Annotated in this window: 20 protein-coding genes; 4 read left to right on the top strand and 16 right to left on the bottom strand. The window is 75.9% G+C overall.

The window, feature by feature from the left end; genetic code table 11:
• Positions 1 to 31 precede the first annotated feature (31 nt).
• The 6 genes from truB to BM048_RS01910 form a co-directional block, all read right to left on the bottom strand.
• Positions 32 to 982 carry a tRNA pseudouridine(55) synthase TruB gene (gene truB, locus BM048_RS01935; RefSeq protein ID WP_373308388.1) on the bottom strand — a complete coding sequence of 317 codons (951 nt, stop codon included), beginning with the start codon at positions 980 to 982 and terminating at the stop codon, positions 32 to 34.
• Positions 983 to 1,005: 23 nt separating this feature from the next.
• Positions 1,006 to 1,497 (bottom strand): 30S ribosome-binding factor RbfA, encoded by a 492-nt coding sequence (gene rbfA, locus BM048_RS01930; RefSeq protein WP_090030178.1) that lies wholly within the window; start codon positions 1,495 to 1,497, stop codon positions 1,006 to 1,008.
• A gap of 147 nt (positions 1,498 to 1,644) precedes the next feature.
• Positions 1,645 to 4,608, bottom strand: coding sequence for a translation initiation factor IF-2 (infB, locus tag BM048_RS01925; RefSeq protein WP_090030176.1), 2,964 nt, complete (start codon positions 4,606 to 4,608; stop codon positions 1,645 to 1,647).
• 81 nt (positions 4,609 to 4,689) lie between these two features.
• Positions 4,690 to 5,022 carry a YlxR family protein gene (locus tag BM048_RS01920; protein WP_342351378.1) on the bottom strand — a complete coding sequence of 111 codons (333 nt, stop codon included), beginning with the start codon at positions 5,020 to 5,022 and terminating at the stop codon, positions 4,690 to 4,692.
• 155 nt (positions 5,023 to 5,177) lie between these two features.
• A complete protein-coding gene (gene nusA, locus BM048_RS01915; protein ID WP_090030173.1) occupies positions 5,178 to 6,293 on the bottom strand; it encodes a transcription termination factor NusA in 1,116 nt (371 codons plus the stop codon).
• Position 6,294: 1 nt separating this feature from the next.
• The gene (locus tag BM048_RS01910) at positions 6,295 to 6,969 is read right to left on the bottom strand and encodes a ribosome maturation factor RimP (protein ID WP_090030172.1); all 675 of its coding nucleotides are present in this window, start codon (positions 6,967 to 6,969) and stop codon (positions 6,295 to 6,297) included.
• A 268-nt stretch (positions 6,970 to 7,237) separates the two neighbouring features.
• Between BM048_RS01910 and BM048_RS01905 the strand changes: the two genes are divergently transcribed.
• Positions 7,238 to 8,323: a DUF4439 domain-containing protein gene (locus BM048_RS01905; protein ID WP_139224267.1), complete on the top strand. Its 1,086-nt coding sequence runs from the start codon at positions 7,238 to 7,240 to the stop codon at positions 8,321 to 8,323.
• Between the two features lie 58 nt (positions 8,324 to 8,381).
• On the opposite strand, the gene BM048_RS01900 is transcribed toward BM048_RS01905, so the two are convergent.
• Entirely contained in the window at positions 8,382 to 10,175 is a 1,794-nt protein-coding gene (locus BM048_RS01900; RefSeq protein ID WP_090030168.1) for a proline--tRNA ligase, read from the bottom strand.
• Positions 10,176 to 10,258: 83 nt separating this feature from the next.
• Between BM048_RS01900 and BM048_RS01895 the strand changes: the two genes are divergently transcribed.
• Entirely contained in the window at positions 10,259 to 11,149 is an 891-nt protein-coding gene (locus BM048_RS01895) for a DNA-formamidopyrimidine glycosylase family protein (protein ID WP_090030166.1), read from the top strand.
• A gap of 58 nt (positions 11,150 to 11,207) precedes the next feature.
• Here the strand turns inward: BM048_RS01895 and BM048_RS01890 are convergent, their stop codons facing one another.
• The 3 genes from BM048_RS01890 to BM048_RS01880 form a co-directional block, all read right to left on the bottom strand.
• Positions 11,208 to 12,092 carry a GNAT family N-acetyltransferase gene (locus BM048_RS01890; RefSeq protein ID WP_090030164.1) on the bottom strand — a complete coding sequence of 295 codons (885 nt, stop codon included), beginning with the start codon at positions 12,090 to 12,092 and terminating at the stop codon, positions 11,208 to 11,210.
• Between the two features lie 62 nt (positions 12,093 to 12,154).
• Complete coding sequence (ispG, locus tag BM048_RS01885; RefSeq protein ID WP_090030162.1) at positions 12,155 to 13,315, bottom strand: flavodoxin-dependent (E)-4-hydroxy-3-methylbut-2-enyl-diphosphate synthase; 1,161 nt, start codon at positions 13,313 to 13,315, stop codon at positions 12,155 to 12,157.
• 143 nt (positions 13,316 to 13,458) lie between these two features.
• Positions 13,459 to 14,757 carry a M50 family metallopeptidase gene (locus tag BM048_RS01880; protein ID WP_090030160.1) on the bottom strand — a complete coding sequence of 433 codons (1,299 nt, stop codon included), beginning with the start codon at positions 14,755 to 14,757 and terminating at the stop codon, positions 13,459 to 13,461.
• A 180-nt stretch (positions 14,758 to 14,937) separates the two neighbouring features.
• On the opposite strand from BM048_RS01880, the gene gabT reads away from it, so the two are divergent.
• Positions 14,938 to 16,398: a 4-aminobutyrate--2-oxoglutarate transaminase gene (gene gabT, locus BM048_RS01875; protein WP_090030158.1), complete on the top strand. Its 1,461-nt coding sequence runs from the start codon at positions 14,938 to 14,940 to the stop codon at positions 16,396 to 16,398.
• Entirely contained in the window at positions 16,395 to 17,768 is a 1,374-nt protein-coding gene (locus tag BM048_RS01870; protein WP_090030156.1) for a transaminase, read from the top strand. The genes gabT and BM048_RS01870 overlap by 4 nt, the downstream gene beginning before the upstream one ends.
• Positions 17,769 to 17,808: 40 nt before the next feature.
• Here the strand turns inward: BM048_RS01870 and BM048_RS01865 are convergent, their stop codons facing one another.
• From BM048_RS01865 to BM048_RS01840, 6 genes are all read right to left on the bottom strand, one after another.
• Entirely contained in the window at positions 17,809 to 19,134 is a 1,326-nt protein-coding gene (locus tag BM048_RS01865) for a saccharopine dehydrogenase family protein (protein WP_090030497.1), read from the bottom strand.
• Positions 19,135 to 19,197: 63 nt separating this feature from the next.
• Entirely contained in the window at positions 19,198 to 19,989 is a 792-nt protein-coding gene (locus tag BM048_RS01860; RefSeq protein WP_090030495.1) for an ABC transporter permease, read from the bottom strand.
• A 74-nt stretch (positions 19,990 to 20,063) separates the two neighbouring features.
• Positions 20,064 to 20,981, bottom strand: coding sequence for an ABC transporter permease (locus BM048_RS01855; RefSeq protein WP_090030153.1), 918 nt, complete (start codon positions 20,979 to 20,981; stop codon positions 20,064 to 20,066).
• Positions 20,978 to 22,120: an ABC transporter ATP-binding protein gene (locus BM048_RS01850; protein WP_090030151.1), complete on the bottom strand. Its 1,143-nt coding sequence runs from the start codon at positions 22,118 to 22,120 to the stop codon at positions 20,978 to 20,980. Before BM048_RS01850 ends, BM048_RS01855 begins: the two co-directional genes overlap by 4 nt.
• Complete coding sequence (locus BM048_RS01845) at positions 22,117 to 23,367, bottom strand: polyamine ABC transporter substrate-binding protein (RefSeq protein ID WP_090030149.1); 1,251 nt, start codon at positions 23,365 to 23,367, stop codon at positions 22,117 to 22,119. The genes BM048_RS01850 and BM048_RS01845 overlap by 4 nt, the downstream gene beginning before the upstream one ends.
• Before the next feature lie 166 nt (positions 23,368 to 23,533).
• Positions 23,534 to 24,976 (bottom strand): aminobutyraldehyde dehydrogenase, encoded by a 1,443-nt coding sequence (locus tag BM048_RS01840; protein ID WP_090030492.1) that lies wholly within the window; start codon positions 24,974 to 24,976, stop codon positions 23,534 to 23,536.
• Positions 24,977 to 25,200: the final 224 nt, after the last annotated feature.

The following is a 25,200-nucleotide window of genomic DNA, read 5'->3' as shown; positions in this document are numbered from 1 at the left end:
GGCCCCACCACCGGACGCGACGGGCTCCCGGTCAGCCGCCGGCGGGCGCCAGGACGAGCAGCGGCCGGTCGCGCCCGTCCCGGGGCTCGACGACGGCGACGAGGACGCCGTCCGGGCCCACGGCCGCCGCGGGCCCGTCGCGACCGGGCACGAGCGCGACCGCCTGCCCGTAGGACAGGGCGCGCGCCTCGGCCTCGTCGAGCGGGCGCACCGGCAGCGTCGCGGCGGCCGCGGCCGCGGGGTCCACGACGTCCAGCGGCACGTCGTCCGGCACCGCGGCGAGGTCCTCGAGCGTGCGCGCGGCGGACAGGTCGAACCCGCCCAGGCGGGTGCGGCGCAGGGCGGTCAGGTGACCGCCGGTGCCGAGCGCGGCGCCGAGGTCGCGGGCCAGCGCCCGCACGTAGGTGCCCGAGGAGCAGACCACCCGCACGTCCACGTCGAGCACGGGCGTGCCCGCGGCGTCGCCCGGGCGGGCCTCGCCGACGTCGAAGGCGCTGACCGTCACGGGCCGGGCCGCGAGCTCGACCGCCTCACCGGCACGGACGCGGGCGTAGGCCCGCTGCCCGTCGACCTTGATCGCGGAGACGGCGCTGGGCACCTGCAGGACGGCGCCGGTGAGGGGCAGCACGGCCGACTCCACGTCCGCGCGGACGACGCCGCCGGCCCCGGGTGCCGTGACGACCTCGCCCTCGGCGTCGTCCGTCGTCGTCGCCACGCCCAGCCGGACCGTGGCCGTGTACTCCTTGTCGGCGCCGGACACCCAGGTCAGCAGGCGTGTGGCACGACCGACCCCGACGACGAGCACGCCCGTCGCCATGGGGTCCAGCGTGCCCCCGTGGCCCACCTTGCGGGTCCCGGCCAGCCGCCGCATGCGCGCGACGACGTCGTGGCTGGTCCAGCCGGCGGGTTTGTCGACGACGACGATGCCGTCGGGCGCGGTGGGGCGCCGCGGACGGGGCGGGGAGGTGCTCACGGGCGCCACTGTCCCACGCGGGTGGGCCGGGCTCAGCGGGGGTCCGTCGCGTCCTCGTCGTCGGCCGCGTCGTCGGCCGCGTCGTCGGCTGCGTCGTCGTCCTCGTCGGCCGGCCGGCGGTAGGGGTCGGCCTCGCCCGCGTACGCCGCGCGGGCGGCGAGGGCAGCGACCTCGGCGTCCCGGCGCTGCGCCTCGGCGAGGGCGGACTCGAGGTGTGCGGCCGTCTCGGGCACGGCGTCCAGGTGGAAGTCGATGGTGGGCGTGAGCCGGATGCCCACGGCCTTGCCGACCTCGGACCGGATGAGACCCCGGGCGCTCGCGAGCGCGGCGGCCGAGCCCGTGCGCGCCTCGTCGTCGCCGAGGACCGTGTAGAAGACGTCGGCGTGCTGCAGGTCGCCCGTCACGCGCACGTCGGTGATGGTGACGAACCCCAGGCGCGGGTCCTTGATCCGGGTGTCGAGCAGCTGGGCCACGACCTGCTGGATGCGGTCGGCGATCTTGCGTGCCCGCGGCGTGTCGGCCATGGGTCCTCCTCTGCGTGGCGCGGCCCGTCCCGGGCGCGCGCGGTGGGACGCGCCGGGCGGCGGCACCCGCAGGTCTGCAGGTGCCGCCGCCCGTCGTGCTGGTGGTGCTGGTGGTGCCGGTGGTGCCGGTGGTCGGTGCCGCCGGCGTCAGGAGCGCGGCTTCTCGCGCATCTCCCACGTCTCGATGACGTCGCCGATCTCGAGGTCGTTGAACGACCCCAGGCCGATGCCGCACTCGAAGCCCTCGCGGACCTCGGTCGCGTCGTCCTTGAACCGCTTGAGCGACTCGATCGACAGGTTGTCCCCGACGACCTTGCCGTTGCGGGTGACGCGCGCCTTGGAGTTGCGCACGATCGTGCCCGAGCGGACCAGCGAGCCGGCGATGTTGCCGAACCGCGAGGAGCGGAACACCTCGCGCACCTCGGCGGTGCCGAGCTGGGCCTCCTCGTACTCCGGCTTGAGCATGCCCTTGAGGGCCGCCTCGACGTCGTCGATGGCCTGGTAGATGACCGAGTAGAAGCGCACGTCGACGCCCTCGCGGTCCGCCAGGTCCTCCACGCGCTCCGCGAACTTCACGTTGAAGCCGATGATGATCGCGTTGTCGACCGTGGCGAGGTTGACGTCGTTCTGCGTGATGGCACCCACCCCGCGGTGGATGACGCGCAGGTCGACCTCGTCGCCCACGTCGATCTTGAGCAGCGCGTCCTCGAGCGCCTCGACGGCACCGGACACGTCGCCCTTGAGGACCAGGTTGAGCGTCTCCACCTTGCCCTGCTGGAGGGCCTGCGTGAAGTCCTCGAGGCTGATGCGCTTGCGGCGCTTGGCCAGGAGGGCGGCACGCTCGGCGGCCTCGCGCTTCTCCGCGATCTGACGGGCCGTGCGGTCGTCGCGGGCGACGATGAACGTGTCACCGGCGCTGGGCACCGACGTGAGGCCGAGGACCTGGACCGGACGGGCCGGGCCCGCCTCGGTCACGGTCTCGCCGTGCTCGTCGAACATGGCGCGCACGCGGCCGTGGGCCGTGCCCGCGACCACCGCGTCACCGACGCGCAGCGTGCCGGACTGGACCAGCACGGTCGCGACCGCACCGCGGCCCTTGTCGAGGTTCGCCTCGATGGCCACGCCGCGCGCGTCCTTGTCGGGGTTCGCCCGCAGGTCGAGCGCCGCGTCCGCCGTGAGGAGGACGGCCTCGAGGAGGCTGTCGATGCCCTGGCCCTGCTTGGCCGAGACGTCGACGAACATCGTGTCGCCGCCGTACTCCTCCGCCACGAGGTTGTACTCCGTCAGCTGCTGGCGGATCTTGGCGGGGTTCGACCCCTCCTTGTCCACCTTGTTGACGGCCACGACGATCGGCACGTTGGCGGCCTGCGCGTGGTTGAGCGCCTCGATGGTCTGGGGCATCACGCCGTCGTCGGCCGCGACCACGAGGATCGCGATGTCCGTGACCTGCGCACCACGGGCACGCATGGCGGTGAACGCCTCGTGGCCCGGGGTGTCGATGAACGTGATGGGACGCTCGACACCCTCGTGCTCGGCCCGCACCTGGTAGGCACCGATGTGCTGGGTGATGCCGCCGGCCTCGCCCGCGACGACGTCCGTGGAGCGGATGGCGTCGAGGAGCTTGGTCTTGCCGTGGTCGACGTGACCCATGACGGTGACGACCGGCGGCCGCGCCTGCAGCTCGTCGTCGCCCTCCGCCTCGAGCTCGGCGTCCAGGTCCATGTCGAAGGACCCGAGCAGCTCGCGGTCCTCCTCCTCGGCCGAGACCATCTCGATGCGGTAGCCCAGCTCCTGGGCGAGCGTGCCGAACGTGTCCTCGTCGAGGGACTGCGTGGCCGTGGCCATCTCCCCGAGGTGGAACAGGACGGTGACGAGCGAGGCCGGGTTGGCGTCGATCTTGTCGGCGAAGTCGTTGAGGGACGAGCCGTGGCGCAGGCGGACGACCGTCTGCCCGTTGCCGCGGGGGACGCTGACGCCGCCGAGCGACGGCGCCTGCATCTGCTCGAACTCCTGGCGCTTCGCGCGCTTGGACTTGCGCCCGCGGACGGGACGCCCGCCGGCGCGCCCGAAGGCGCCCTGCGTCGAGCCGCGACCGGCACCGCCGGGACGGCCGCCACCACCGGGACGTGCGGGGCCGTAGCCGCCACCGCCGCCAGGACCACCGGTGCCGCCACCCGGGCGGTTGGGGCCGAAGCCGCCGCGACCGCCGCCGGCACCGCCGGGACGGCCCGCACCCGCGGGGCGCTCACCGGGACGGCCGACGCCCGAGGACGTGCGGCCGGGCATCATGCCGGGGTTGGGGCGGGGGCCGCCGGGACGGGGCCCACCGGGACGGGGCCCACCGGGACGGGGCCCACCGGGACGGTCGCCCGCGGACGCCTCGGCCGCACCGGCGCCGGCCGGCGCGCGGCGCTCGCCCGGACGGGGCATGCCCTGCGACGGCGCGAACGGGTTGTTGCCCGGACGCGGACCGCCGGGACGGGGTCCACCGGCACGGTCGCCGCGGTCGCCCGCGGGGGCCGGGCGGTCGCCGCCGCGGTCCGGCCGCTCGCCGCCGCGGCCCATCCCCTGGGAGGGCGCGAACGGGTTGTTGCCGGGACGCGGGGCGCCCGGGCGCGGGGCGCCGGGCCGCTGCGGGGCGTTCTCCGTGGCGCCCGGGCCCGTCGGGTTGGCGGGTGACGGGCGGCCGGGGACGGCCGGGCGCGGGGCGCCCGGACGGGCCGCCGCGGGCGCACCCGGGGTGGCCGAGGCGGCCGCCGGACGTGCGGGCACGTCCGGACGGGCGGCGGGCGCGGGCGCCGGGGCGGCGGGCGCGGGGGCCGGTGCCGCCGCAGCAGGAGCCGGGGCGGAGGGCGCCGCGGCGGCGGGGGCCGCCGGGGCCGGGGCGGCGGGGGCCGCGGGGCGCGCCGCCGGGGCGGGCGCAGGACGCGCGGCGGCAGCGGGGGCGCCGCCACCGGCCGGGTAGGTGTCCCGCAGCTTGCGGACCACCGGGGGCTCGATCGTCGAGGACGCCGAGCGGACGAACTCACCGAGCTCGGTGAGCTTCGTCATGAGGGTCTTGCTGTCGACTCCGAGCTCCTTGGCGAGCTCGTAGACGCGGACCTTGGGCACATCTCTCCTGTCTCGGCCCGCCCGGGACAGGGTGGACCGTCGTTAGTGCTGGGTGCTCATCGCGCACTCATCGGTGCGTGCTCATCGGGCAGCCATCGGCTTCTCGACCCGCTTCCCATCCGACGTCCGCCCCGGGCCGTTCCCGGGGTCGGTGTGATCCGGCCGTCCTGCCTCCTCCAGCAGCGCGCGCAGCGCGGAGGCGTCCACCGGGCCCACTGTCCGCAGGGCCCGCCCGAACGCCTGCCGCCGTTCGGCGAGCCCGAGGCAGTGCAGGTCGGGGTGCAGCCAGGCACCCCTGCCCGGCAGCCGCCGCCGCTCGTCGGGCACCAGCAGCACGGGTGCATCCGTGGTGCCGGCCCTCGGGGCGACGACCCGCAGCAGGGCCGACCTCGGGCCGGTCGTCCGGCACCCCACGCAGGTCCGCTGCGGGCCCGGAACGGGCAGCGCGACGTGCGCTGCAGGTTCGGGGGTCCGCGGTGCGGGCGCGGGGAACCGGGCATCCGGCCCAGCCGTGGGCAGTCTACCCCGTCCGGCGTCCGCGCCGCTGCGGGACGCGTCACCCCGGCGGGTCACCGCGCGGTGCCGGCCGCTCCGCCGGCCCCCGACGCACTGCCCGACCCGCCGCTCGACCCGCCGCCGGGCCTGTCGCCCGGCCCCTCGTCGGGCTCGTCACCCGGCCCGCCGTCGGGCTCCGCGTCGGATCGGATGTCGATCCGCCAGCCCGTCAGCTTGGCCGCGAGCCGGGCGTTCTGCCCCTCCTTGCCGATGGCGAGCGAGAGCTGGAAGTCCGGGACGACGACCCGCGCCGCGCGCGTCGCCTCGTCGACGACCGTCACCGACAGGACCCGGGCCGGCGACAGCGCGTGCGCCACCATCTCCGCCGGGTCGTCGGAGTGGTCGACGATGTCGATCTTCTCGCCCTGCAGCTCCGCCATGACGGCACGGACGCGGCCGCCCATCGGGCCGATGCACGCGCCCTTGGCGTTGACGCCCGGCACCGTGGCCTTCACCGCGATCTTCGTGCGGTGGCCCGCCTCGCGCGCCAGGGCCGTGATCTCGACGGTGCCGTCGGCGACCTCCGGCACCTCGAGGGCGAACAGCTGCCGCACGAGCGCGGGGTGCGTCCGCGACAGCGTCACCTGGGCACCGCGCGGCCCGCGCGCCACCTGCACGACCAGCGCGCGCAGCCGCTCGCCGTGCACGTAGCGCTCGGTGGGCACCTGCTCGTGCTGCGGGAGGACCGCCTCCGTGCCGCCGACGTCGACGAGCACCGTCCGCGGGTCGCGGCCCTGCTGGACCACGCCGCCGAGCACCTGGCCCTCGGTGCCGCGGAACTGGCCCAGCACCTGGTCGTCCTCCGCGTCGCGCAGCCGCTGCACGATGACCTGACGGGCCGTGGCGGTGGCGATGCGGCCGAAGCCGTCGGGGGTGTCGTCGTACTCGGGCCCGAAGGACGCGGGCCCGGTCGGCTCGCCGTCCTCGCCCACCGGCGCCGGGACGCGCTCGCGGGCCCAGACCGTCACGTGCCCGGTGGACCGGTCGACCTGCACCCGTGCCGACGGCTGCGCGTCCGGCGTGCGCTGGTAGGCCGACAGCAGGGCCTCCTCGATCGCCGCGACGAGGACGTCGAGCCGGATCTCGCGCTCGCGCTCCAGGAGCCGCAGCGCCGCCATGTCGATGTCCACGTCAGTCCCTCCCCCGGGCGGCCCCGCCGCCCTCGTCCTGCTGCTCGTCCTGCTGCTCGTCGACCTGCTCGTCGACCTGCTCGTCGACGATGTCGTCGTCCTCGTCGTCGTCGGGCACCTCCTCGTCGGGCGCCACGGGGCCCAGGCCCCGCAGGTCGACCTCGACCCGGCCCCGACGCACGTCGCCCAGCGGCACGGCGACCGGCGGGCCGACGCGGGGCGGGCGGCCCTTGCCGCGGTCCTCCTCGGGGACGACGACGAGGGTGCCCGGCTCTTCGACCGCCCCCGGGTCCCCGACCGCCAGGTCCACGGCCCGCAGCACCCCGACGAGCACGGTGCCGTCCGTGCGCTCGAGGCGGACGGTGCGGCCGACCGCGCGCACCCAGTGCCGGCGCTCGGTCAGCGGGCGCGAGGCGCCGGGGCTCGAGACCTCGAGGTCGTACCGGTCGGGCAGGGCGTCGGCGTGCGCGTCGAGCCGTTCGGACAGGAGCCGCGTCGCCTCCGCCACACGGTCGAGGTCCAGGTCGCCGGGCGTCGCCTCGTCGAGGTCGACGACGACCTCCAGGACGTGGCGGGCACCGCTGCGCGTGAGCCGGACGTCCTCCAGCACGTAGCCGGCGGCGCGGAGGACGGCGTCGAGGTCCTCGCGGACGGCGGGGGGCGCTGGCGCGACCATCGATCGCCTCCTTGGCGTGTGCCGGGGGGCGAGCACCTGCCGGCTCCGACCCTGTGACGTTGTGGCACCAGCCTAACGAGTCCGCGCCGACCGGCCGACCGGGCCGACCGGGCCGACCGGGCCGACCGGGACCCGCCCCGCGGCCGGGCCGCCCGTCGGCCGTGGCAGGATCGCGACGGTGCGACCCGACCAGCCCTCCCGTGCGGCCGACGAGCGCGGTCGGCGCCCTCGTGCAGCTCGGCGCGACGGCCGGCACGGCCCCGTCCGGGTGGTCGTGCTGACCCTGCTCGCCGGTCTCCTGACAGGCCTGCTCGGGGGGTGCGACCTGCGGCTGGAGACGCCGCCTCCCCCGGCGCGCACCCCGACCGCCGACGAGACGGTCCGCGCCCGCACGCTCGCGGACGCGCGCGCGCTCGCCGGGACCGCCACGGCCGCGGCCGCCGCGCCCGCCGTCGCCGCCCTCGCCGCGGAGGAACCGCTGCGCGCGGCGCTCGCGCAGGTGGTGGGGGCCGCGGCCGCGCACGTGTCGGCGCTCGGGGGGGACGCATCGCCGGCGACGGGCGCCACGGGGGGCCCGTCGCCCGCACCGACCGGCACGACGGACGGCGGGACGGCTGGCACGACGAGCACCGCCGCGCCCACCCCGTCACCGGCCGACGTCGTCTCCCTGCTGGCGACCGCGGCGGGGACCGCGGGCGCCGACGCGCTCGACGTGCCCGACGGCGGTCTGGCCGGCCTCGTCGCGTCCGTCGCGGTGTCGCGGTGGTCGAGCGCCCGCGCGCTGGCCGCCGCGGCGGGCGCACCCGAGCCGTCCTGGGTGCTGCCCGTCCGCGGCGCCACGCCCTCGCCGACCCCCACCCCCGACACCGCGCCGACGCCCGCCTCGACGGTCGGGCCCGACCCGGCGACCACGCCGGGCCCCGCGGCCGCCGCCGGCGTGCGGGACGCCGACGCCGTCGCCCTCGCGCGCGCCGAGGACGCCGCGGGGTACGCGCTGGAGGTCGTGGCCGCCGTCCTCGGCGGCGACGAGCGGGCCCGCGCGCTCGCCGACGCCCGGGTGCACCGGGACCGCGCGGAGGCGTGGGCCCGCGCGGCCGAGGTCGCGGGGACCGCGCAGGACCCCCGGCGGGTCGCCTACGCCCTGCCGGCCGACGTGGAGGACGCCGCGGTCGCCCAGGCCGTCGCCCGGGACGCGGAGGGCGGCGTGGCGGCCGCGTACGCCGCCGCGCTCGCGCGGGCCGACCGACCAGCCGCCCGGCCCGAGCCTCTCGAGCGCCTCCGCGCCGCGACCGACGCCGCGGCCGCCTGGGGGGCGCCGCCGACGTCGTTCCCGGGCCGGCCCGACCTGGGCTGATCCCGGCCTCCCCGAGCCGGCCGGGGTCGAGCGCCGGCCACGGCCCGCCCGCGTCGCCTCAGCCGGCCAGCAGCCTCGCGACGCGCGCCGCCACGCGGTCCGCCGCCTCCGCCACCGGCACCTGCTCCGCGTCGCCGCCCGTGCGGGGCCGCACCTCGACGAGCCCGTCGGCCAGCCCGCGGCCGACGACGACGACCAGCGGGATGCCGAACAGCTCGGCGTCGGCGAACTTCACGCCGGGCGACACCTTCGGCCGGTCGTCGAGCAGCACCTCGACGCCGCGCCCGGACAGCTCGAGCGCGAGCGCCTCGGCGGCCTCGAGCACGGACGCGTCCTTGCCCGTGGCGACGACGTGCACGTGCGCCGGCGCGACGTGGGCGGGCCAGGCCAGCCCCTTCTCGTCGTGGTTGCCCTCCGCCAGGGCGGCCACGGCGCGCGTCACACCGATGCCGTAGGAGCCCATCGTGACCGTCACGGCCTTGCCGTTCTGGTCCAGCACGGTCAGCCCCAGCGCCTGCGCGTACTTACGGCCGAGCTGGAAGATGTGACCGATCTCGATGCCGCGGGCCAGCTCGAGCGGGCCGGAGCCGTCCGGCGCCTCGTCGCCCGCCCGCACCTCCGCGGCCTCGACCGTGCCGTCCGCGGTGAAGTCCCGCCCCGCCACGAGGTCGAAGACGTGCCGGCCGGGGGCGTCGGCGCCCGTGATCCACCGCGTCCCGGGCACCACGCGCGGGTCCAGGAGGTACCGGACGGCGGTGCGCTCCGCCCCCTCGGCGACGGGGGCGTTGGGACCGAGCGCCCCGGGCCCGATGTAGCCCTTGACGAGCTCGGGGTGCGCCGCGAAGTCGGCGTCGCCGGCCGTCTCCACCTCGGCCGGCGCGACCCCGGCCTCGAGCCGCTTGAGGTCCACCTCCCGGTCGCCCGGCAGGCCCACGACGAGCACCTCCCGCTCCCCCGTCGGCGCGACGACCGCGACGACGACGTTCTTCAGCGTGTCCGCCGCGGTCCAGGCCCGGTCCGGGCGCGGGAACCGCTCGTTGGCCAGCGCGACGAGCGACTCGATGGTCGGCGTCCCCGGCGTGTCCTCGACGTGCGCGGCGGGGGCGTCCGACCAGTCGAGGGCGGGCGGCACGACCGTGGTGACGGCCTCGACGTTCGCGGCGTAGCCGCCGGGCGAGCGCACGAAGGTGTCCTCGCCGATCGACGTCGGGTAGAGGAACTCCTCCGACCGCGACCCGCCCATGGCGCCCGAGGTGGCCGCGACGACGACGTGCTCGAGGCCCAGGCGCGTGAAGACGCGCTGGTAGGCGGCCCGCTGGGCCGCGTAGCTGGCCTCGAGCCCGGCCTCGTCGACGTCGAAGGAGTACGCGTCCTTCATGACGAACTCGCGGCCGCGGATGAGCCCGGCGCGCGGCCGCGCCTCGTCGCGGTACTTCGTCTGGATCTGGAAGAGCGTCAGCGGCAGGTCCTTGTACGAGGAGTACAGGTCCTTGACCAGGAGCGTGAACATCTCCTCGTGCGTGGGCGCGAGCAGGTAGTCCCCCCCGCGGCGGTCCCGCAGCCGGAAGAGGTTCGGCCCGTACTCCGTCCAGCGGCCCGTCGCCTCGTAGGGCTCGCGCGGCAGCAGCGCCGGGAAGTGCACCTCCTGCGCGCCGGCCGCGGCCATCTCCTCGCGGACGACGGCCTCGACCTTCGCCAGCACCCGCAGGCCCAGCGGCAGCCACGTGTAGATGCCGGGCGCGGCGCGGCGGATGTACCCGGCGCGGACCAGCAGGCGGTGGCTGGCCACCTCGGCGTCGGCGGGGTCCTCGCGCAGGGTGCGGACGAACAGCGTGGACAGGCGCAGGAGCATGGGCGCGAGCCTAGTGGGCGGCGCGCGCGTCGCCGCGGGCGCCCCCGGGGTGCCGGGAGCTGCCGGGGTGCCACGATGGCCCCATGCCGGAGCTGCCCGAGGTCGAGGCGCTGGCGCAGTTCCTGCGGGGGCGCGCCGGCGGCCGGAGCGTCACCGCCGTCGCCGTGGGCGCCATCAGCGCGCTGAAGACCTTCGCGCCCCCGCCCGACGCGCTCGTCGGCCGGACGGTCACGGACGTGCGGCGGCACGGCAAGTGGCTCGACCTCGTCGCCTCGGCGCCGCAGGAGGACGACCTGCACCTCGTGTGGCACCTGTCCCGCGGCGGCTGGGTGCGCTGGTCGGAGCGCCTGCCGGCGACGCCGGTCCGGCCGGGCCGCTCCCCGATCGCGCTGCGCGTGGGGTTCGACGACGGGTCCGGCTTCGACCTCACCGAGGCGGGCACGAAGAAGCGCCTCGCGGTGCACGTCGTCGCCGACCCGACGTCGATCGGCCCGATCGCCACGCTGGGCGTCGAGCCGCTGTCGCCGGAGTTCACGGCCGAGCGGCTGTCCGCGCTCCTGGCGGTGCGCAACCAGCAGGTGAAAGGGCTGCTGCGCGACCAGGGCACCATCGCCGGCATCGGCAACGCCTACTCCGACGAGATCCTGCACGCCGCCCGGACCAGCCCCTTCGCGCCCACCAAGGGCTTCGACGCCGCGCGCACGGCCCGGCTGCACGCGGCCACCGTCGGCGTGCTCACCGAGGCGGTCGCCGCCGCGGCCGGCCGCCCGGCGGCCGAGCTCAAGGACGCCAAGCGCCGGGGCATGCGGGTGCACGGCCGCACGGGCGAGCCGTGCCCGGGCTGGGACGGCGTGCCGTGCGGCGACACCGTGCACGAGGTGTCCTTCGCCGACCGCAGCCTCCAGTACTGCCCGACGTGCCAGACCGGTGGTCAGCCCCTCGCCGACCGACGGCTGTCCCGGCTGCTGCGCTGAGGGCCACCCCGCCCCCGGCGGCCGGCAGGACGGGCCGGCGGTCCGAACGGGCCCGCCGTCAGAACAGGACGGTCGCGTACGTGCCGACCTGCCGGAACCCGACGCGCTCGTAGGCCGCGACCGCCCGGTGGTTGTAGGCGTTGACGTAGAGGGACACCGTGGGTGCCCACCGCTCGCGGGCCAGCCGCACGACGGCCGCCATGCCGGGCTCCGACAGGTGCCGGCCCCGGTCCTGCGGGTCGACCCACACGCCCTGCACCTGTGCGACGCCGCCGCCCACCGCGCCGATCTCCGCCTTGAACACCACCCGCGGCTCCGCGGCGGCGTCGTGCGTGATCCGCACGTACGACCGGCCCCGCTCGACGAGGGTCCGCACGCGCTGCTCGTACGGTCCGGCCGGCCCGCTGACGGGCGAGTAGCCGACCTCCTCCGTGAACATGCGCACGCACGCCGGCAGGACCACCCCGTACTCCGCGGGCCGGGACGGCCGCACCTGCGTGTCGGGAGCGACGAGGGGCTCGCCGGCGATCGCCATCGAGGGCTGGTCGGGGCGCACCTCCCGCGCCCGCCACTCCTCCTCGAGCCGCGCCCACAGCGGCAAGACGACCTCGGCCGGGCCGACGACCGAGGAGTACCAACGGCCGTGCGCCCGGGCGAGCCGGGCCACGGCCTCGACCGCCTCCTCGTCGCCGGCGGGCAGCACGGGCACGAGGTTCGCACCCACCCAGCAGATCCCGACGAGCGCGTCGTCGCGGATGAAGCCCCACAGCCGTCCGCCCGCGGCGCGCAGCCCGCGCTGCGCGGCGTCCTCGAGCCGGGTCGTGGCGAGCACGGAGGCCACCGGGTCGCGCCGGCAGACGGCCAGGGCTGCGGCCACGTCCTCGTCGCCCAGCTCGCGCGCACCCGAGCGCTTCGACAGCAGCGACCCGCGTGTGGGCGTCATGACGGCATCATGCCCGACGGCACGAGGGACGGCCCGACGGGGCACGCAGGACCCCCGACCCGTCAGCCGACGGTGACGACGGGCCGGCCGGACCCCTCGTCGGCGGGCTCCATGTCCTCCGCGAGGCGCATGGCCTCCTCGACGAGGGTCTCGACGATCTTCGACTCCGGGACCGTCTTGACGACCTCGCCCTTGACGAAGATCTGCCCCTTGCCGTTGCCCGACGCGACGCCGAGGTCGGCCTCGCGGGCCTCCCCCGGGCCGTTGACGACGCAGCCCATGACGGCCACGCGCAGCGGCACCTCCATGCCCTCCAGCCCGGCGGTCACCTTCTCCGCCAGGGAGTACACGTCGACCTGCGCGCGTCCGCACGAGGGACAGGAGACGATCTCCAGCTTCCGCGGCCGCAGGTTGAGCGACTGCAGGATCTGGATGCCCACCTTGACCTCCTCCACCGGCGGCGCCGACAGGGAGACGCGGATGGTGTCGCCGATGCCCTTGCTCAGCAGGGCGCCGAAGGCCGTCGCGGACTTGATGGTCCCCTGGAAGGCCGGCCCGGCCTCGGTCACGCCGAGGTGCAGGGGCCAGTCGCCCCGCTCCGACAGCAGCTCGTAGGCGCGCACCATGACGACGGGGTCGTTGTGCTTGACCGAGATCTTGAAGTCGTGGAAGCCGTGCTCCTCGAAGAGCGAGGCCTCCCACACCGCCGACTCGACGAGCGCCTCCGGCGTGGCCTTCCCGTACTTGGCCAGCAGCCGCGGGTCGAGGGAGCCGGCGTTGACGCCGATGCGGATGGAGCAGCCCGCGTCGGTCGCGGCGCGCGCGATCTCCTTGACCTGGTCGTCGAACTTGCGGATGTTGCCGGGGTTCACCCGCACCGCCGCGCAGCCGGCGTCGATGGCTGCGAACACGTACTTCGGCTGGAAGTGGATGTCCGCGATGACGGGGATCTGGCTCTTGCGCGCGATGGCCGGCAGCGCGTCGGCGTCGTCCTGGCTCGGCACCGCGACGCGGACGATGTCGCAGCCGGCGGCCGTCAGCTCGGCGATCTGCTGGAGGGTCGCGTTCACGTCCGTCGTGGGCGTGGTGCACATCGACTGGACGCTGATGGGGGCGCCACCGCCCACCTCGACCTTGCCCACCCGGATCCTGCGGGTCGGGCGGCGGGGGGCCAGGACGGGCGCGGGTGCCTCCGGCATGCCGAGGCTGATCGGAGTGCTCACGCGGCCATCATCCCACCGCCCCGCGGCGGCACCCGCCGCGGGGCGCCCGCCCGGCGCGTGCGGGTGACGGTCGTCTCAGCGCCGGCACAGTGCCGGCACAGTGCCGGGCGTCGGCGGCCGTCGTCCGACGTCGCCGGCCGTCGTCACCCGAGGCGCACGGGGTTGACCAGGTCCGCCCAGGCCAGGAGCAGGCCGACGCCGCCGAGCACCACGAAGACGGAGTAGGCCAGCGGGACGAGCCGCGCGGTGTCGAAGGGCCGCGGCCGCGGCAGGCCCCGCACGCGCGCGACCTGCCGGCGTGCGCCCTCCCACAGGGCCGCCGCCACGTGACCGCCGTCGAGCGGCGGCAGCGGGACGAGGTTGAAGACGAACAGGGCGATGTTGAGGCTGGCCATGAGGTCGAGCAGGGAGGCCACCTTGAGGCCGTCGTCGACGCCCGCCCCGTCGGCGGAGGCGATCTCGCCGGCGAAGCGGCCGATGCCGACGGGCCCGACGACGCTCGTCGCGTCACGCTCCTCGCCGGTGACGGTCACGCGGACGAGGTCGACGACGCTGGCCGGGAGCGTCGCGACGACGCTGACCGTCCCCCACGTGCGCTCCCCCACCAGCCCGGGGACCGCCCCCACGCCCACGCGCTCGGTGACCTGGGTCGGCCCGACGCCGAGGTAGCCCACCTGCGCCGTCCGCGTCGAGCCGTCGTCGGCGACGAGCGTACGCTCGGCGACGACCGGCGTGACGGCGAGCGTCACGCGCCGCCCGTCCCGCTCGACGACGAGGGGCACGTCCGCCTCACCGCCGCTGGCCTGGATGAGCCCGGACAGCTGGTCCCAGGACGTGACGTCCTGCCCGTCGTAGGCGACGACCGTGTCGCCCGGCCGCACGCCCGCCGCGGCCGCGGGGGCGACGGGGTCGTCGTCGGTGCACGCGGCGTCTGCCGCCGCGTCGGCGGGCAGGACACAGGAGGACACCGTGGCGACGGTGGTCGAGGCCGCCGGCACGCCGATGCCGACGTACACGACGGCCAGGAGGACGGCCGCGATGAGCAGGTTCATCACCGGTCCGCCGAGCATGACGACGAGCTTCTTCGGCGTCGACAGCCGGTAGAAGGCGCGGTGGTCCTCGCCGGGCCGGATCTCGTCGGCCGAGGCCTCCCGCGCCTCGGCGGCGAGCCGTCCCCAGGCGGAGCGCGTCGGCGGGTCGCCCACGGCCGCGGCGGTGGGGTACATGCCGACCAGCCGGACGTAGCCGCCGAGCGGGACCGCCTTGAGCCCGTACTCGGTCTCGCCGCGCGTCCGCGACCACAGCGTCGGCCCGAACCCGACCATGTACTGGCTGACGCGCACGCCGAACCGCTTGGCCGGCACCAGGTGCCCGACCTCGTGCAGCGCGATCGAGGCGAGCAGCACCACGACCACGACGAGCACCCCGACCACGTACGCCATGCGACCCCTCGTCCCCGACCCCGGCGACCCGCGGCCGGGGTCGACGCGGGACATCATCGCGCCGGTGGCTGGGTCCCCGCTGGGCACTGCGGCCGGGTGACGGGGGTGCTGCGCGTCCCGACGACGACATCCGTCGGTGCAGACCTTCCGGGCAGCACGTCCGCGCACTACCGTGCTGCCGTGACCGCGATTTCCGCACCACCAGCCGTCCCCGACGTCGACGGCGACGCGCCGCTCGAGCAGTCCCGCCTCCTCCGCACGGCCGTCCCGGGCCCGCGCTCGCTGGCCCTGACCGCCCGGCGTGCGCAGGTGGTCCCGCCCGCGGTCGGCTCGGCGGTCCCCGTGTGGGCCGCCCGCGCCGGCGGCGGTGTCGTCGAGGACGTGGACGGCAACCGGCTCGTGGACCTGGGCGCGGGGATCGCCGTGACCTCGGTCGGCGTCAGCCACCCGGACGTGGTCGCCGCCGTCGCCGCCCAGGCGGCGGCCTTCACCCACACCTGCTTCATGGTGACGCCCTACGAGCCGTACGTCGCCGTCGCCGAGGCGCTGGCCCGACTGACCCCCGGGGACCACGCCAAGCGCAGCGTGCTCGTCACCTCGGGCGCCGAGGCGGTCGAGAACGCGGTCAAGGTCGCCCGACGCGCCACGGGTCGGGACGCCGTGCTCGTCCTGGACCACGCCTACCACGGGCGCACGAACCTCACGATGGCGATGACGGCGCGGGCGATGCCCTACAAGGCCGGGTTCGGGCCCTTCGCCGGCGAGGTGTACCGCGTCCCGGCCTCCTACCCGCTGCGGGACCCCGTCGGCATGACGGGCGAGGAGGCCGCGGCGCGCCTCGTCGACGTCGCCACGCGGCAGGTGGGCGCGGACCGGGTGGCGGCGCTCGTCGCCGAGCCCGTGCTCGGCGAGGGGGGCTTCGTCGTGCCGGCGCCCGGCTTCTGGCCGGCGCTCGCGCGCTGGTGCGCCGAGCACGGCGTCGTCCTGGTCGCCGACGAGGTGCAGACGGGCTTCGCGCGGACCGGGGCGATGTTCGCCCTGGAGCACGAGGGCGTGGTGCCGGACCTCGTCACCACGGCCAAGGGGATCGCCGGGGGTCTGCCGCTGGCGGCCGCGACGGGCCGGGCCGAGCTCATGGACGCCGTGCACCCCGGCGGCCTCGGCGGGACGTACGGCGGCAACCCCGTCGCGTGCGCCGCCGCTCTCGCCGCGATCGAGGTGTACGAGCGCGACGACCTGGCCGCCGCCGCGCGCCGGATCGAGGCGCAGGTGCGCGGCCGGCTCGAGCCGCTCGTCGGCACGGTGCCGGGGGTGGCGGAGGTGCGCGGGCGCGGGGCGATGCTCGCCGTCGAGCTCGTCGAGCCCGGGGACGGCCTCGTGCCGGACCGTGCGGCGGCGGCGCGGGTCGCGGCGGCGTGCGCCGCCGCGGGCGTCATCGTCCTCACCTGCGGGACGTGGGGCAACGTGGTCCGGCTGCTCCCGCCGCTCGTGATCGACCCCGCCCTGCTCGACGACGCGCTGGACGTGCTCGTCGCCGCGCTGCGGGGGCAGGAGCCGCCCCCTGCGCCGGGCGAGGCGAGCGCGACGACCCTCGCCGGGTCCCGTCCGGGTCCGGCGGTCGGCGGGGGGCGGGACGCGTGAGCGCCACGGTCGACCCGGCCCGGGTCGCGGCGCTCACGGCGGCCGAGACGGCGGCCTTCGTCGCCGCGCACCCGGCGTGCGCGGCGGAGGCGACGACCGCCCGCGAGCACCTCACCTACGGGGTGCCCATGTCGTGGATGGCGAAGTGGCCGGGGCCCTTCCCGCCGGTCGTCCGGGAGGCCGCGGGCGCGCACTTCACCTGCCTCGACGGGGTCGAGCACGTCGACCTCTGCCTGGGCGACACGGGCGCGATGTGCGGGCACGCACCCGCCGCCACGGTCGCCGCCGTCGCGCGCCAGGCGGCGCGGGGGCTCACCGCGATGCTGCCGACGCCCGACGCCGCGGCCGTCGGCGCGGAGCTCACCGCGCGCTTCGGCGCCGGGCCGTCGCGGGTGTCCCGCTGGCAGCTGACGCTCACGGCCACGGACGCCAACCGGCACGTCCTGCGCTACGCCCGGCACCTCACGGGCCGGACGAAGGTCGTCGTCATGGACTTCTGCTACCACGGCACCGTCGACGAGGCGTTCGCCACCCTGGACCCCGCGGGGCGCGTCGTGGAGCGCCGCGGCAGCATCGGCGCCCCCGTGCCACCGTCGCTGACGACGCTCGTCGTGCCGTTCAACGACGTCGACGCCCTGCGGGCGGCGCTCGACGGCGGTGACGTCGCCGCGGTCCTCATGGAGCCGGCGTTGACGAACATCGGGATCGTCCTGCCCGAACCCGGGTACCTCGACGCGGTCCGGGCGCTCACCCGCGCCGCCGGCGCGTGGTGGGTCGTCGACGAGACGCACACGCTGTGCGCGGGCCCGGGCGGATGCACCGCGGCGTGGGCGCTCGAGCCCGACGTCGTCGTGGTCGGCAAGACCATCGGCGGCGGCGTGCCCGTGGCGGCCTTCGGGCTGGTGCCCGAGCTGGCGTCCGCGATCGAGCACCGCGTCGAGCTGGAGGACATCGACGTGGGCGGGGTGGGCGGCACGCTCGCCGGCAACGCGCTGTCGACGGCGGCCGCGCGGGCCACGCTCACGGAGGTGCTCACGCCGGCGGCCTTCGCGGGGATGACCGCGCGCGCGGACCGCTGGGCGGACGGGGTGCAGGCGGTGCTCGACGACGCGGGCCTGCCGTGGCACGTGACCCGGCTCGGCGCCCGGGCCGAGTACGCGTTCGCCCCGGTGCCGCCGCGGCACGGCGCCGAGGCGGCCGCTGAGGACGACTTCCCGCTCCAGCAGCTCCTGCACCTGCACGCGCTCAACCGCGGCCTGCTGCTCACGCCGTTCCACAACATGGCGCTCATGTGCCCGGCGACGACGGACGCGGACGTCGACCGGCACACGGAGGCCTTCGCCGCGGCCGCGGGGGCGCTCACCGCCTGACGGGCGCCGGACCGGCCGGCGCCCGTCGGGTGGACGTGCGTCAGGTGGACGCCTGTCGAGCCGGTGCCCCGGAGGCCTGTGCGCCCGCCGGCGTCCGCTCCTGCATCCCCCACGGCGAGCCGTACCCCTGGGGCGCCGGCGCGGCCAGCAGGTCGAGGAAGGGCACGGCGTCGAAGGCCTCGGGACCCAGGACCCCGGAGCCGGACCACGTGCCGGCGGCCAGGAGCTCGAGCGCGACCACGGGGTTGACCGCGGTCTGCCACACGACGCACTGCGCCCCGTACTCGGCCATCGACCACGCGTTGTCCACGACGTGGTGGAGGTACACCTCCCGCGGGCGGCCGTCGGTGTTCGTGCCCGTGACGAGGAGACCCGCGCAGGTGGCGCCCTCCATCCGTGGGCCGATCGTGGCGGGGTCGGGCAGCACGGCCGCGACGACGTCGCGCGGGCTCACCTCCACGCCGCGCACCCGCACGGGCGCCGTGCGGTCCAGGCCGAGCGTGTGCAGCGTGCGCAGGACGCCGATGAACTCCTCGCCCAGCCCGTACTTGAAGGTGACCCGCCGCGCGTCGAGCCACCGCGGCATGAGGAGCACCTCCTCGTGCTCGACGTGCACGCACTCCACCGGCCCGATGGGCGCCGGGAAGTCGAAGACCTCCGGCTCGTGGAACGGCGGCACCGTGTACCAGCCGGCCTCCCTGCTGCCGGCCGCCTCGGCCCGGTCCGCGGAGAAGATGACCGGCGGGTTGAGGCACTCCTCGATCGTCGTCCAGATGGAGAAGGACGGGGCGAACACGGGCTCGCCGTCCTCGCCGCGCACGACGAGGTTCGCCCCGTCGCGCACCCCGAGCTCGTCGATGGCGGAGAACAGGTGGTCCGCGGCGTACCGGGCGAAGACGTCCGAGAGGCCCGGCTCGACCCCGATGCCGAGCAGCGCCAGGCGGCCGGCGTCCCGCCACCGTCCGTCCTGCGCGAGCTGCTCGTCGCCCAGCTTCGTCCCGGGCAGCTCGTACGGTCGCTCGGGGTGCGGCGTCGACAGGGACATCGCCATGTCGAGGTAGTCCGCACCGGCGGCCAGGGCTCCCTCGAAGATCGGCAGGACGAACCGCGGGTCCACGGCGTTGAGCACGTGCGTGGCGCGGTGCTCGCGCACCGCCGCGGCGACCGCCCCGGCCGAGGACGCGTCGACGGCCGCGGCGTCGAACCGGTCGGCGCCCACGTCGTGCTCCCGCGCCGCGGCCACCGTCTTCTCCGCGCGGGCGACGTCGACGTCCGCGACGACCATCGCCTCGAAGAAGTCCCGCCGCGCCGCGATGCGCGCCACCGCGTCCCCGACGCCCCCGCTGCCGACCACGAGCACCCGCACGACGACCCCTCCCACCACCACGGTGCGCGACCGTCGCGCACCGTCCTGCACCGCTCGCGCCGGTCAGGCGGCGCGTCGCCGCCGGGCGCGGGCCGCACCGACGACCTGCACGGCGAGGACGAGCACCAGGGCGAGCACGAACATGAAGGACCCGATGACGTTCGCCTGCGGCGGTATCCCCCGGGTCGCCGAGACGTAGACGAACTTCGGGAAGGTGTCGAACGAGCCCGACGTGAAGTTCGTGACGATGAAGTCGTCGAAGCTGAGGCTGAACGCGAGCAGCGCCGCGGCCGCGATGCCCGGCAGCAGCAGCGGGAACGTCACGCGCCAGAACACCTGCCAGGGGCTGCCGTACAGGTCCGCGCCCGCCTCCTCCAGCGCCGGGTCGAGGCCCGCCACCCGTGCCTTGACGGTCACCACCACGAAGCTCACGCAGAACATGACGTGGGCCGCCACCACGGTCCAGAAGCCCAGCGGCACGCGGACCGTGAGGAACTGCGCCAGCAGGGCCGCCCCGAGGACGACCTCGGGGGTGGACATCGGCAGGAAGATGAGGAGGTTGGCCAGGGTCCGCCCCCGGAAGGTGAACCGGACCAGCGCGATCGCCAGCAGCGTGCCCAGCGCGGTGGCGAGGAGCGTCGACACGACCCCGACCTGCAGGGAGTTGACGAACGCCTGGCACACCTGGGGCGCGCCGCACGGGTTCCGCCAGGCGTCGAGGGTGAACCCCCGCCACACGAGGTTCGTCTTGCCGCCGTCGTTGAAGGAGAACGCGACGGTGTAGGCGATCGGCACCAGCAGGTAGAGGAACGCCAGCGCGGCGAACACCGGGACGAGCGCGTCGCCGAGCCGCAGCCGCGGACGCCGTCGTGCTGCCGGCCGCTCCGGTGGGTGCGGGGCCGCCGTCGCGACGGGGCGGGTCAACGTGGTCACAGCAGCTCCTCCGTCCCGGCCCGGCGGACGTAGGCGGCCACCAGCAGGAGGATCGCCAGCATGAGGACCACCGACAGCGAGGCCGCGGTCGGGTAGTCGAGGAGGCGGAAGAACCGTGCGTCGACGACCTGCCCGATCATCGCGGTGTTCGTGTTGTTGCCCAGCAGGCTCGAGTTGACGTAGTCGCCCGAGGCCGGGATGAAGACGAGCAGGGTGCCGCCCACGACCCCGGGCAGCGACAGCGGGAACGTCACCGTGCGGAACGTCGTCATCGGGGACGCGTACAGGTCCGCCCCGGCCTCGACGAGCCGCGGGTCGAGACGCTCGAGGCTCGCGTAGATCGGCAGGATCATGAACGGCAGGAAGTTGTAGGCCAGGCCGCACACGACGGCGAACGGCGTGGCGGTGAGGCGGGCGCCCTCCGGCAGCAGGTGCAGCCACTGCAGCGACGCCACGACGAAGCCGTCGTCGGCGAGGATCTGCCGCCACGCGATGGTGCGCAGGATGAACGAGGTGAAGAACGGCGCCACGACCAGCACGAGCAGCAGGCCCTGCAGGACCGGGCGCCCCCGCGCCCGCACCGCGATCGCGTACGCGACGGGGTACCCGACGACGAGCGTCACGACCGTGGCGAGGAACGCGAACACGAACGACCGCACGAGCTGCGGCCAGAACTGCGCGAGGGCGTCCGCGTAGTTGCCCACCGCGAACGCCGGCTGGTACTGCCCGACGTCCCCGCCCGGGACCGGCACGTACAGCGACGTGCCCAGCAGCGCCCCGACCGGGACCACGAAGAACAGCGCGAGGTAGACCAGCCCCGGCAGCAGCAGCCACCAGTACGCGCGCGACGGCGGCCGCCGCGTCGGCGCGGCGGTCACCGCCCCGCCCGCCCCCAGGCCGGTCAGCAGGCTCACGGCTCGCCGTCCAGGTCGGCGGCGCCGGCCGCCACGTCCTCGTCGCCCGACAGGCCGAACGTGTGCTGCGCGGACCAGGCCAGCCGCACGACCGCGCCGTGCGCGACCGTCGCCCCGCCCAGCAGGTTCTGCGCGAAGACGCCGAAGGTGCCCACCCCGGTCAGCTCGACCCGGTACTGCGTGCTGACGCCCGCGAACGAGACGTCCGTGACGACCCCGGGGCCCAGCACGTTCTCCCCCGGCCCGGGCTCCTGGCCCGGCACGAGGATGCGCACCTTCTCCGGGCGCACGCCCACGAGCACGCGTCCGGCGGCGGCGACGGCCCGCGCCGCCGGCAGCCGCACCCGCGAACCGCCGACGTCGACGCCGAGCAGACCGTGCCCGTCCGGCCCCTCGACGACCGTGCCAGGTGCGAGGTTGGACTGCCCGAGGAAGTTGGCGACGAACGCGGTGCGCGGCAGCTCGTACAGGTCCGCGGGGGCGCCGAGCTGCTCGATCCGGCCGTGGTTCATCACCGCGACGGTGTCGGCCATGGTCATGGCCTCCTCCTGGTCGTGCGTGACGTGCACGAACGTGAGGCCGACCTCGTCCTGGATGCGCTTGAGCTCGAGCTGCATCTGCCGGCGCAGCTTGAGGTCGAGAGCGCCGAGCGGCTCGTCGAGCAGCAGCAGGGCCGGTCGGTTGACGACCGCCCGGGCCAGCGCGACGCGCTGCTGCTGGCCACCGGACAGCTGCGCCGGCCGGCGGTCGGCCACGTGCCCCAGCTCGACGAGCTCGAGCGCCTCCGCGACGCGCCGGTCGACGTCCCGCTCCCGCCGGCGCCGCAGCCCGAACGCGACGTTCTCGCCCACCGTCAGGTGCGGGAAGAGCGCGTAGCTCTGGAAGACCGTGTTGACGGGCCGCTGGTGCGCGCGCGTCCCGGTCACGTCCCGGCCGCCGATCGTGATGCTCCCCGCGGTCGGCTGCTCGAGGCCGGCGACCATGCGCAGCGTCGTCGTCTTGCCGCACCCGGACGGGCCGAGCAGTGCGAAGAAGGACCCCGACGGCACCTCCAGGTCGAGGTCGTCGACGGCCGTGAAGCCACCGAACGCCTTGGTCACGCGCTCGACCTGCAGCGCCGCACCCTGCGCCACGCTCACGCGCCGATCACGTCGAGGAAGTCGCGGTTGTACCTCTCCTCCTCCTCGGGCGTGAGGGTCCGGAAGACCTTCACCTGCGACAGCGTCGCCTCGTCCGGGAAGATGAGCTGCTCCTCCACGAGCGAGGGGTCGACGTCCGCCATCGCCTCCTGGGCCCCCTGGACCGGAGTGATGTAGTTGACGTACGCCGCCACCTGGGCCGCGACCACCGGGTCGTAGTAGTGGTCGATGAGCGTCTGCGCGTCCTCGACCCGGGACGACGGCGTCGGCACCAGGAGGTTGTCGCTCCACAGCGTGCCGCCGGACTCGGGGATCGCGAACCCGAAGCGCCCGTCGTTCTCGAAGTTCAGCGCGGTCACGTCCCCGGACCAGCCGATGACCGCGACCGCGTCGCCCGAGACGAGGTCCTGGGCGTAGGAGTTGCCGCGCACCTGCCGGATCTGCCCGTTGGCGATCTGCTCGCGCAGCACCTCCAGGGCCGCGCCGAACTCCGCGTCGCCCCAGTCGGGCCCGGCGATGTCGACGCCCTGCTCGGCCATGATGAGCCCGATCGTGTCGCGCATCTCGGAGAGGACCTCGATGCGCCCGCGGTACTCCGGGTTCCACAGGTCCGACACCGTGGCCATGCCGCCGGGGACCTTCTCCGTGTCCCAGGCGAGGCCCCCGAAGCCGGACTGCCACGTGAGCGAGTGGGTGCGGCCCGGGTCGAAGTCCACGTCGGCGAGCCCGGGCAGGATGTTCGCGGTGTTCGGCATCGCCTCCCGGTCCAGGGTCTGCGCGTACCCCATCCGGATCCACCGCGCGGCCATCCAGTCGGTCAGCGTGACGAGGTCGTAGCCGATGTCCTGGCCGTTCGCGAGCTGCCCCTGCACCTTCCCGTAGAAGGTGTCGTTGTCGTCGACGTCCTCGCTGTACTCCACCTCGATGCCCGACTGCTCGGTGAAGGCCTGCAGCGTCGGGTAGCCGCCCGCGTCGTCCTGGTCGAGGTAGAGGGTCCAGTTGGCCCAGCGCAGGGCGTCGCCCGCGCCGCCCCCGCCGCCCGACGTCCCACCGGCGCCCGGCGTGCCGCCACCCGTGCCGCACGCGGCCAGCAGGGCCGCGGTGCCGGCGGTGCCCGCCGCACCGAGGAGGAACTGCCGGCGGGACAGACCCGCGGACGCGGCCCGGCGGGCGCGTGCCGCCCGACGGCCGTGCGCGACGAGGGCGGCGACCACCGGGTCGGTCCCGGGCGGCAGGGGGCGGGGCATGGGCGCTCCTCTCGGTCGCCCCGGCACGGGGCGCGTGGTCTGGCGGTCCTGCGTGGTCAGTATGGTGCGGTTCGGGCGGATTCCGTGCCCATCACCCGTCCGGGCGACGAAAAACCTGCGTCAACGGTGCGTGTCGCCCACGTTTCCTGCCGCGCCTCCTGCCCTGCTACCCCTCGAAGGCCGACATCACGTGCTTGACGCGCGTGTAGTCCTCGAACCCGTACATGGACAGGTCCTTGCCGTAGCCGGACTGCTTGAAGCCGCCGTGCGGCATCTCCGCGACGAACGGGATGTGCGTGTTGATCCACACGACGCCGAAGTCGAGCGCACGGGACACGCGCAGCGCCCGGGAGTGGTCCCGGGTCCACACCGAGCTGGACAGGCCGTAGCGCACGCCGTTGGCCAGGCGCAGGGCCTCGTCCTCGTCGGTGAAGCCCTGGACGGTGAGGACCGGGCCGAAGATCTCCTCCTGGACGGCCTCGTCGTCCTGGCGCAGCCCGCCGACGACCGTCGGCTGGACGAAGTACCCGACGTCCCCCTGCCGGTGCCCGCCCGTCAGCACCTCGGCGTGGTCGGGCAGCCGGTCGAGGAACCCCGTGACGCGGCCCAGCTGCGTCTCGTTGTTCACCGGGCCGAACGCCACCCCCTCGTCGTCGGGCGCGCCGGTGCGCTGCGCCCGGGCCGCCTCCGCGAGCGCCGCCGTGAAGTCCGCGCGCACGCGCTCGTGCACGAGCACGCGCGTCGCGGCGGTGCAGTCCTGGCCCGCGTTGTAGAGCCCCGCCCCCGCGATGCCCTCCGCCGCTGCGGCGACGTCGCAGTCGTCGAACACGACCACCGGGGCCTTGCCGCCCAGCTCGAGGTGCACCCGCTTCACCTGCGCCGACGCGGCCTCCGCCACCTGCGCGCCGGCGCGCACCGACCCCGTGATGGCGACCATGTCGGGCCGCGGGTGCGCCACCAGCGCACGGCCCGTGTCCCGGTCGCCGCACACGACGTTCAGCACCCCCGCCGGCAGCACCTCGGCGGCCACCCGGGCCAGCAGGACCGTGGAGGCGGGCGTGGTGTCGGACGGCTTGAGCACCACCGTGTTGCCGGCCGCGAGCGCGGGGGCGATCTTCCAGATCGCCATCATGAGCGGGTAGTTCCACGGCGTGACCTGCCCGACGACGCCGACGGGCTCCCGCCGCACCCAGGAGGTGTGCCCGGCCAGGTACTCCCCCGCCGAGCGCCCCTCCAGGACGCGGGCCGCGCCGGCGAAGAACCGCAGCTGGTCGACGCACGGGGGCACCTCGTCCGTGCGCGTGAGGTGCAGCGGCTTGCCCGTGTCCCGCGACTCGGTGGCGACGAACTCCTCCGCCCGCTCCTCGAGCGCGTCGGCGAGCCGCAGGAGCGCGAGCTGACGCTCCGCCGGCGTGGTCCGCCCCCAGGTCGCGAAGGCCTCGGACGCGGCCGCGTACGCGCGGTCGACGTCCTGCCCGTCGGACAGCGGCGCGTGCGCGTAGACGCGCCCCGTCGACGGGTCGACGACCGGTGTCGTCCGGCCCGACACGGACGGCACCTCCTGCCCGCCGACCACGTTCGTGAACGTGACGTCGGGCGTGGCGGGCACGGCCGGCGAGGGGTCGCCGGTCGCGGGGGTGGTGGCGGTGGTCGTCTGGCTCACGCGTGCCTCCGGCGTCGACGGGGTGGACGACCGGCAGGCTAGCCGCCGGGACGGCCGGAGCGGGAGACTCCGGGGGACACCTGTTTCCTCCACGACCTGGGACCGGGGCCGGCGGAATACGCGGTGGAGGGGGGCCACGACGACGGAATCGCTTGCCAGCGGCGCGCCCC

Origin of the sequence: Cellulomonas marina, from assembly GCF_900111925.1 — a bacterium.
GTDB lineage: Bacteria > Actinomycetota > Actinomycetes > Actinomycetales > Cellulomonadaceae > Cellulomonas > Cellulomonas marina.
Note: the sequence above shows the minus strand (reverse complement) of the source record. Positions and strands in the feature narration are given on the sequence as shown.

What these genes read in the sequence shown, in the direction of transcription:
- rbfA (WP_090030178.1), bottom strand. Translation starts at nt 1,497, where the DNA reads ATGGCCGACACGCCGCGGGCACGCAAGATCGCCGACCGCATCCAGCAG.
- BM048_RS01910 (WP_090030172.1), bottom strand. Translation starts at nt 6,969, where the DNA reads ATGGTCGCGCCAGCGCCCCCCGCCGTCCGCGAGGACCTCGACGCCGTC.
- BM048_RS01890 (WP_090030164.1), bottom strand. Translation starts at nt 12,092, where the DNA reads ATGACGCCCACACGCGGGTCGCTGCTGTCGAAGCGCTCGGGTGCGCGC.
- BM048_RS01845 (WP_090030149.1), bottom strand. Translation starts at nt 23,367, where the DNA reads ATGCCCCGCCCCCTGCCGCCCGGGACCGACCCGGTGGTCGCCGCCCTC.
- BM048_RS01880 (WP_090030160.1), bottom strand. Translation starts at nt 14,757, where the DNA reads ATGGCGTACGTGGTCGGGGTGCTCGTCGTGGTCGTGGTGCTGCTCGCC.
- BM048_RS01900 (WP_090030168.1), bottom strand. Translation starts at nt 10,175, where the DNA reads ATGCTCCTGCGCCTGTCCACGCTGTTCGTCCGCACCCTGCGCGAGGAC.
- BM048_RS01895 (WP_090030166.1), top strand. Translation starts at nt 10,259, where the DNA reads ATGCCGGAGCTGCCCGAGGTCGAGGCGCTGGCGCAGTTCCTGCGGGGG.